The following is an 8,338-nucleotide window of genomic DNA, read 5'->3' as shown; positions in this document are numbered from 1 at the left end:
CGGAACTTAATCTGAAACGCTTTCAGATAAGAGGATTTTGTGCGCTCTTTTTTTCGATTCATTTTGGCTACAAAAGCAATAAAATCAAGCATTAGTAAAACCAGTGGAACTTACCCTGACATGGATTTCCACTGGTTTTTACAATTTTTATCAGATTAACTTCCACTTCTACTAGCGGTGGAACTTAGTTTGGGAATTTACCATTTTTAAAAACCAGAATATTTTTAATTAAATTGTTCCTTTTCTATTGACAAGTTGCCTGTTTTTGTGTATCATAACATTATAAAAAGATAATACAACAATTTTATTTATCTTTTTTCACATTCGGTCTCCTTATATAAAAAAGCGATTCATTTTGAACCGCTTTTTCCTATTTATCGCCCTTGTTACGAATAACAAAGCCTGTTTGCTTTTCGCTTGAAGTAGTGCGTGGTTTTTTATTATCCTTACGGTAACGTTTTTCCTTATCAAAACGATCGTTGCCACGACTTCCTTTTTTGAAATCATCACGGCGGCCACCACGACGGTTGTCTCCACGGCGATTATCACGACGGTCATCTCCACGACGACCTCCCTTAGCTTTACCACCGAAGCCATTACCGGATGGTTTAAATGGCAGTGGTTTTTCACGCGCAATCTCCACTTCTGGAAGGCTATCTGGGTCTTGAACAGTCAGACTCAAAATATACATTGCCAATTCTTCTGGAGTAAATTCGGCAGCTAGTTTACGAGCATCCTTGCCAAATTTCTCAAAGTTGGCACGAATGGTTTCATCTGCAAAATCACGTTCGATTTTCTTAAGAGCTACTTGCTTTTTAGCTTGGAAGGCTTCTTCTGCACTTGCAGGTTTGAGACCTTTCATGCGTTTCTTAGTCAAGTTTTCAATGATTTGGAGGTAACCCATTTCATTTGGTGATACGAAAGTAATAGACTGACCTGACTTACCAGCACGACCTGTACGACCAATACGGTGAACATAACTTTCAGGATCTTGTGGAATATCGTAGTTATAGACATGAGTCACACCTGAAATATCCAAACCACGCGCAGCAACGTCTGTCGCAACCAAAACATCAAGATTGCCATTTTTAAAGTCACGAAGGACACGCAGACGTTTGTTTTGGTCCAGGTCACCATGAATTCCTTCGGCACGGAAACCACGGATTTTAAGACCACGAGTCAATTCATCTACACGGCGTTTAGTACGACCAAATACGATAGCAAGTTCTGGTTGTTCCACATCCATAAGACGAGTCATGGTATCAAATTTTTCTTGTTCCTTAACTCGGATATAGTACTGGTCAACCAATTCTGTTGTCAATTCCTTAGCCGCAATCTTCACATGCTCAGGTTCTTTCATAAACTGAACACCGATACGTTTGATAGCATCTGGCATAGTTGCTGAGAAAAGTAAGGTTTGACGGTTTTCAGGAACACGAGAAATGATGGCTTCGATATCTTCAAGGAAGCCCATGTTGAGCATTTCATCTGCTTCGTCAAGGATGAGAGTTTCAATATCTTGTAATTTCAAGGCCTTGCGTTTAATCAAGTCCAAGAGACGACCAGGTGTTCCCACCACGATATGGGCACCAGATTTAAGAGCCTTAATTTGTTTTTCAATGCTTGATCCGCCATATACTGAGCGAACTTTGACTCCCTTACTACGACCAAAGCGGAATAGTTCTTCTTGACTTTGGACAGCGAGTTCACGAGTTGGAGCGATGACCAAGGCTTGGATGGTCGCTTCTTCTGTACGGATTTTTTCAAGAGTAGGCAAGCCAAAAGCTGCAGTTTTTCCTGTACCAGTCTGAGCTTGACCGATAACGTCCTTGCCTTCAAGGGCCAAAGGAATGGTTTGTTCTTGGATCGGACTGGCTTCTACAAAACCAGCTTTTTCAATCTCTGCTAGCAAATCAGCAGACAAGTTTAATTCATTAAATTTCACGTTATTCTTCTTTCTAAAGGTGGTGCGAAGCCACCCTATAGGGCTTAGTGTATACTTTTCTTTTTATGACGTATTTTCATATACTGGATACAAAATCGTGTTGCTTCTTTTCCACAAAAGAAAAGTACTGTTTTCTTTGCAACCCATCTAGTATAACACAAGACCAGAGCAAAAGATAGCCTAATTTCTCTAGAAAATCATGTAAGCGGTTTTTGGCTTTCCTTTTTGATGGAACGACCTAGATAATAAGACAAAGCCAAGGCGATACTATATAAAATGATAAAAACGAACAAGGTTTGTGTGTAAGAATGAGCCATTTTATAAGTCTCTGCTAATAAAATAGGTCCTGCTAAACCAGCCATTGCCCAAGCTGTTAAAATATAACCATGCAGAGCGGCCAATTCCTTGGTTCCAAAAATATCACTGAGATAAGCTGGAATCAATGAAAAACCAGCTCCATAGCAAGTCATCAAAATAGACATAGCGACTACAAATAAAACGGAATCTGTAAAGAGCCAAAGTGAGAGAGAAAAGAAAAGATTGACAAGCAGTAATATACTAAAGGTTAGGGGGCGACCGATATAGTCAGATAAGCTCGCCCAGAGCAAGCGACCAAATCCATTGAAAATCCCTAAAACGCCCACCATTACTGCTGCATGACTTGTAGACAAGCCAGCCATCTCCTGTGCCATTGGCGATGCCGCTGAAATTAAGCCTAAACCACAAGCTATGTTGATAAAGAAAATAATCCAAAGTATATAAAACCGATTGCTTTTCAGAGCCTGATTTGCAGCCATTCCTTGCGTCAAAGAGGCTGTTTTTTCTTTCCCTGAAGCAGATAAAATTGCAAGCTCTTGCTCATTTGGACGCTTAATGAATTGTGAAGCTAGGAGCATGATAATAAAGTAACTTGCACCTAAAATATAAAAAGTTTCTACAAGCCCTATCCCTGCGATGAGATGTTGCGCTATGGGACTAGTCAATAAAGAAGCAAAACCAAACCCCATAATCGCTAAACCTGTTGCGAGACCACGTTTATCAGGAAACCATTTTATAATCGTTGACACAGGGGTAATATAGCCTGCTCCCAAACCAAGCCCACCTAAAATGCCGTAAGCCAGATACAACAACCACAGTTCCTGACGGTCTATTGCAAATCCTGTTAAGATATTTCCACCTGCGTATAGAAAAGCAGATAGACTCCCCATGACTCTCGGACCAAATTTTTCTACCAAACGCCCCATAAATGCAGCCGATAAGCCTAAACAAAAGATTGCTAGACTAAAGGCAAAGGCAACAGAAGCCTGATCCCATCCCGTTTTTTCAATAATAGGGTTACGATAAACACTCCAAGCATAAGTCGAACCCAGCATTAAGTGTAAAATGACCCCAGCAAAGGCAATAATATAACGATTCGATTTCATAAAACCTCCTATTTTCGAACATTTATTCTATCTTATATAAAAATAGATAGGATTTTAGTTTATCAAGCTTGTCAAAAAATTACTAGCTTTTTGTCTGGAAAGCGTTTTTATTTTTTTCTGTCTTTTTCGTAGCAGAATTGTGCAAAAGTTTTTTTCTTGTGCTAGAATGTAATTCGAATAGGAGGAACTCTAAATGTTAACTTATGATTTAATCGTTATCGGATTTGGTAAGGCTGGTAAAACACTAGCTGGTAAATTGGCTTCAGCTGGCAAAAAAGTTGCCCTCGTTGAACGTAGCAAAGCTATGTACGGTGGAACTTGTATCAACATCGGTTGTATCCCAACTAAGACTTTGCTAGTTGCTGCTGAGAAGGGCTTGTCTTTTGAAGAAGTCATTGCTACCAAAAATACTATCACTGGTCGCCTCAACGGTAAAAACTATGCGACTGTTGCTGGTACAGGCGTGGATATCTTTGATGCGGAAGCTCACTTCCTTTCAAATAAAGTCATCGAAATCCAAGCTGGTGATGAAAAGAAAGAACTGACTGCTGAAACAATCGTCATCAACACTGGTGCTGTTTCAAACGTCTTGCCAATCCCTGGACTTGCTACAAGCAAAAACGTCTTTGACTCAACAGGGATCCAAAACTTGGACAAGTTGCCTGAAAAACTTGGAGTCCTTGGTGGCGGAAATATCGGTCTTGAATTTGCTGGCCTTTACAACAAACTTGGAAGCAAGGTCACAGTCCTAGATGCCTTGGATACTTTCCTACCTCGTGCAGAACCTTCCATCGCAGCTCTTGCTAAACAATATATGGAAGAAGACGGTATTGAATTGCTTCAAAATATCCATACTACTGAAATCAAAAACGACGGTGACCAAGTCCTTGTCGTGACTGAAAACGAAACTTACCGTTTCGATGCCCTTCTCTACGCAACTGGACGCAAACCAAATGTAGAACCACTTCAACTTGAAAATACAGATATTGAACTAACTGAACGTGGCGCTATTAAAGTAGACAAACACTGTCAAACAAACGTTCCTGGTGTCTTTGCAGTTGGAGATGTCAACGGTGGCCTTCAATTTACTTACATTTCACTTGATGACTTCCGTGTTGTCTACAGCTACCTTGCTGGAGATGGCAGCTACACTCTTGAAGACCGTCTCAATGTACCAAACACCATGTTTATCACACCTGCCCTTTCACAAGTTGGTTTAACTGAAAGCCAAGCAGCTGATTTGAAACTTCCATACGCAGTGAAAGAAATCCCTGTTGCAGCCATGCCTCGTGGTCACGTAAATGGAGACCTTCGCGGAGCTTTCAAAGCTGTTGTGAATACTGAAACAAAAGAAATTCTTGGAGCAAGCATCTTCTCAGAAGGTTCTCAAGAAATCATCAACATCATTACTGTTGCTATGGACAACAAGATTCCTTATACTTACTTCACAAAACAAATCTTCACTCACCCAACCTTGGCTGAGAACTTGAATGACTTGTTTGCGATTTAAGTTGAGATTTGATCGTATCGAACAGCCCTCTTTGGGCTGTTTTTGCTTCTGCGAAACACCAAATCTGTCTTTTCACTCTTTTGTGATATAATAGAAACATGAACTTAAAAACTACTTTGGGCCTTATTGCTGGGCGCTCTTCCCACTTCGTTTTAAGCCGTCTTGGCCGTGGAAGTACGCTCCCAGGAAAACTTGCCCTTCAATTTGATAAAGATATTTTACAAAACCTAGCTAAGAACTACGAGATTGTCGTGGTCACTGGAACCAACGGAAAAACCTTGACAACTGCCCTCACTGTCGGTATTTTAAAAGAGGTTTATGGTCAAGTTCTGACCAACCCAAGCGGTGCCAACATGATTACAGGAATTGCGACAACCTTCTTAACAGCCAAATCTTCTAAAACTGGAAAAAATATTGCCGTCTTAGAAATTGATGAAGCCAGTCTATCTCGTATCTGTGACTATATCCAGCCAAGCCTTTTTGTTATCACCAATATCTTCCGTGACCAGATGGACCGCTATGGTGAGATTTACACAACTTACAAGATGATTTTGGATGCCATTCGTAAGGTGCCTACGGCTACTGTTCTCCTTAATGGAGACAGTCCACTTTTCTACAAGCCAGCTATTCCAAATCCTGTAGAGTATTTTGGTTTTGACTTGGAGAAAAGACCAGCCCAGCTGGCTCACTATAATACAGAAGGGATTCTCTGTCCTGACTGCCAAGGAATCCTCAAATATGAGCAGAATACCTATGCAAACTTGGGTGCCTATATCTGTGAAGGCTGCGGATGTAAACGTCCTGATCTCGACTATCGCTTGACAGAACTAGTTGAGTTGACCAACAATAGCTCTCGCTTTGTCATAGACGGACAAGAATATGGTATCCAAATCGGTGGTCTCTATAATATCTACAACGCCCTAGCTGCAGTTGCCATCGCCCGCTTTCTCGGCGCCGATTCCCAACTCATCAAGCAGGGATTTGACAAGAGCCGTGCTGTCTTTGGACGCCAGGAAACCTTCCATATCGGTGACAAGGAATGCACCCTTGTTTTGATTAAAAATCCAGTCGGTGCAACCCAAGCTATCGAGATGATTAAACTAGCACCTTATCCATTTAGCCTATCCGTCCTCCTTAATGCCAACTATGCTGATGGGATTGACACAAGCTGGATCTGGGATGCTGATTTTGAACAAATCACTGACATGGACATCCCTGAAATCAACGCTGGCGGTGTTCGCCATTCTGAAATCGCACGCCGTCTTCGTGTGACTGGTTACCCAGCTGAGAAAATTACTGAGACAAGTAATCTGGAACAAGTTCTTAAGACCATTGAAAACCAAGACTGCAAGCATGCCTATATCCTGGCTACCTATACTGCTATGCTGGAATTCCGCGAACTGCTGGCTAGTCGTCAGATTGTTAGAAAGGAGATGAACTAATGGTTTATACTTCACTTTCCTCAAAAGATGGCAATTACCCTTATCAGCTCAACATTGCCCACCTCTACGGAAATCTCATGAATACCTACGGGGACAATGGAAACATCCTCATGCTCAAGTATGTGGCTGAAAAGCTGGGAGCCCATGTGACGGTTGACATCGTTTCTCTCCATGATGACTTTGATGAAAATCACTACGACATCGCCTTTTTCGGTGGTGGTCAAGACTTTGAACAGAGTATCATTGCAGACGACCTACCTGCTAAAAAAGAGAGCATTGACAACTACATCCAAAATGACGGTGTGGTTCTGGCTATCTGCGGTGGTTTCCAACTATTGGGTCAATATTATATTGAAGCTTCAGGGAGACGTATCGAAGGGCTAGGTGTCATGGGCCACTACACGCTCAACCAGACCAATAACCGTTTTATCGGTGACATCAAGATTCACAATGAAGATTTCAATGAAACCTACTATGGCTTTGAAAATCATCAGGGCCGTACCTTCCTCTCAGATGATCAAAAACCACTGGGACAGGTTGTCTATGGAAATGGAAATAACGAAGAAAAAGTCGGCGAAGGGGTTCATTATAAGAATGTCTTTGGTTCCTACTTCCACGGGCCTATCCTCTCTCGTAATGCCAATCTGGCTTATCGCCTAGTCACTACAGCCCTCAAGAAGAAATATGGTCAGGACATCCAACTCCCTGCCTATGAAGATATTCTCAGCCAAGAAATCGCTGAAGAATACAGTGATGTCAAAAGCAAGGCTGACTTTTCTTAAACAAAAGGAAATTATATCAAAGAACTCTGTTATCTTGTCGGAGTTCTTTTTGTCTGTTCTTTTACCCTTCTCCCTTGCATTTTCTCTCATTTTTTGCCAAAATAGAGGAGTAGAAAGAAGGTAGCATATGTCTAAATTACAACAAATCGTAACATATCTTGAATCAGAAAAACTAGACGTCGCTGTCGTATCTGACCCCGTCACAATCAATTACCTCACTGGCTTTTACAGTGATCCCCATGAACGCCAAATGTTCCTTTTTATCCTAGCGGATCAAGAACCCCTCCTCTTTGTCCCAGCCCTTGAGGTTGAGCGTGCTACTAGCACTGTTTCCTTCCCAGTTGTGGGCTATGTGGATTCTGAAAATCCATGGCAAAAAATGAAACATGCTCTACCACAGCTTGATTTCAAACGTGTCGCTGTTGAGTTTGACAATCTCATCTTAACCAAATATCATGGTTTAAAAACCGTTTTTGAAACTGCTGAGTTTGAAAACCTCACTCCTCGTATCCAACGCATGCGCCTCATCAAATCAGCTGATGAAGTGCAAAAAATGATGGTTGCAGGTCTCTATGCGGACAAGGCTGTTAATGTTGGTTTTGACAATATTTCTCTTGATAAGACTGAGACAGATATCATCGCCCAAATTGACTTTGCTATGAAGCGTGAAGGTTATGAAATGAGTTTTGATACCATGGTCTTGACTGGTGATAATGCTGCAAATCCACACGGTATTCCAGCAGCAAACAAAGTTGAAAATAACGCCCTTCTCCTCTTTGACCTTGGTGTTCTAGTCAACGGCTATGCGTCAGATATGACTCGTACGGTCGCTGTCGGCAAACCAGACCAATTCAAGAAAGACATTTATAACTTGACTCTTGAAGCCCAACAAGCTGCTCTTGACTTTATCAAGCCAGGGGTGACTGCCCATGAAGTGGATCGCGCTGCCCGTGAGGTCATCGAAAAAGCTGGTTACGGCGAGTACTTCAACCACCGTCTCGGTCACGGTATCGGTATGGATGTCCACGAATTCCCTTCTATCATGGAAGGAAATGACTTGGTTATCGAAGAAGGCATGTGCTTCTCTGTTGAACCAGGTATCTATATCCCTGGTAAAGTCGGTGTCCGTATCGAAGACTGCGGTGTTGTTACCAAGGATGGCTTTGACCTCTTTACAAGCACCAGCAAAGACTTGCTTTATTTTGATTAATATTCATCTAATACTCAATGAAAAT

The 8,338-nt window shown here is 41.7% G+C and carries 6 protein-coding genes; 4 read left to right on the top strand and 2 right to left on the bottom strand.

Annotation, left to right across the window (positions count from 1 at the left end; genetic code table 11):
- Positions 1–370: 370 nt before the first annotated feature.
- Complete coding sequence (locus HT728_RS07805) at positions 371–1,945, bottom strand: DEAD/DEAH box helicase (RefSeq protein WP_173234677.1); 1,575 nt, start codon at positions 1,943–1,945, stop codon at positions 371–373.
- A 197-nt stretch (positions 1,946–2,142) separates the two neighbouring features.
- Complete coding sequence (locus HT728_RS07800; RefSeq protein WP_000841581.1) at positions 2,143–3,369, bottom strand: OFA family MFS transporter; 1,227 nt, start codon at positions 3,367–3,369, stop codon at positions 2,143–2,145.
- Between the two features lie 193 nt (positions 3,370–3,562).
- On the opposite strand from HT728_RS07800, the gene HT728_RS07795 reads away from it, so the two are divergent.
- The 4 genes from HT728_RS07795 (at position 3,563) to HT728_RS07780 (ending at position 8,313) form a co-directional block, all read left to right on the top strand.
- Entirely contained in the window at positions 3,563–4,879 is a 1,317-nt protein-coding gene (locus tag HT728_RS07795; RefSeq protein WP_000958960.1) for an FAD-containing oxidoreductase, read from the top strand.
- A gap of 98 nt (positions 4,880–4,977) precedes the next feature.
- The gene (gene murT, locus HT728_RS07790) at positions 4,978–6,321 is read left to right on the top strand and encodes a lipid II isoglutaminyl synthase subunit MurT (protein WP_112443990.1); all 1,344 of its coding nucleotides are present in this window, start codon (positions 4,978–4,980) and stop codon (positions 6,319–6,321) included.
- Positions 6,321–7,103, top strand: a complete 783-nt coding sequence (gene gatD, locus HT728_RS07785) for a lipid II isoglutaminyl synthase subunit GatD (RefSeq protein ID WP_033686811.1) — start codon at positions 6,321–6,323, stop codon at positions 7,101–7,103. The genes murT and gatD overlap by 1 nt, the downstream gene beginning before the upstream one ends.
- A gap of 127 nt (positions 7,104–7,230) precedes the next feature.
- On the top strand, positions 7,231–8,313 hold the full coding sequence (locus HT728_RS07780) for a Xaa-Pro peptidase family protein (RefSeq protein WP_173234675.1): 1,083 nt from the start codon (positions 7,231–7,233) through the stop codon (positions 8,311–8,313).
- Positions 8,314–8,338: the final 25 nt, after the last annotated feature.

The sequence above is a fragment of the Streptococcus sp. 544 genome (assembly GCF_013277385.1).
In the GTDB taxonomy this organism is placed as follows: domain Bacteria; phylum Bacillota; class Bacilli; order Lactobacillales; family Streptococcaceae; genus Streptococcus; species Streptococcus mitis_BA.
The sequence above is the reverse complement of the archived record's forward strand: the minus strand, read 5'-3'. Positions and strand labels throughout refer to the sequence as shown.

Coding starts and splice junctions, on each gene's coding strand:
- HT728_RS07795 (WP_000958960.1), top strand. CDS start 3,563: ATGTTAACTTATGATTTAATCGTTATCGGATTTGGTAAGGCTGGTAAA.
- murT (WP_112443990.1), top strand. CDS start 4,978: ATGAACTTAAAAACTACTTTGGGCCTTATTGCTGGGCGCTCTTCCCAC.
- gatD (WP_033686811.1), top strand. CDS start 6,321: ATGGTTTATACTTCACTTTCCTCAAAAGATGGCAATTACCCTTATCAG.
- HT728_RS07800 (WP_000841581.1), bottom strand. CDS start 3,369: ATGAAATCGAATCGTTATATTATTGCCTTTGCTGGGGTCATTTTACAC.
- HT728_RS07780 (WP_173234675.1), top strand. CDS start 7,231: ATGTCTAAATTACAACAAATCGTAACATATCTTGAATCAGAAAAACTA.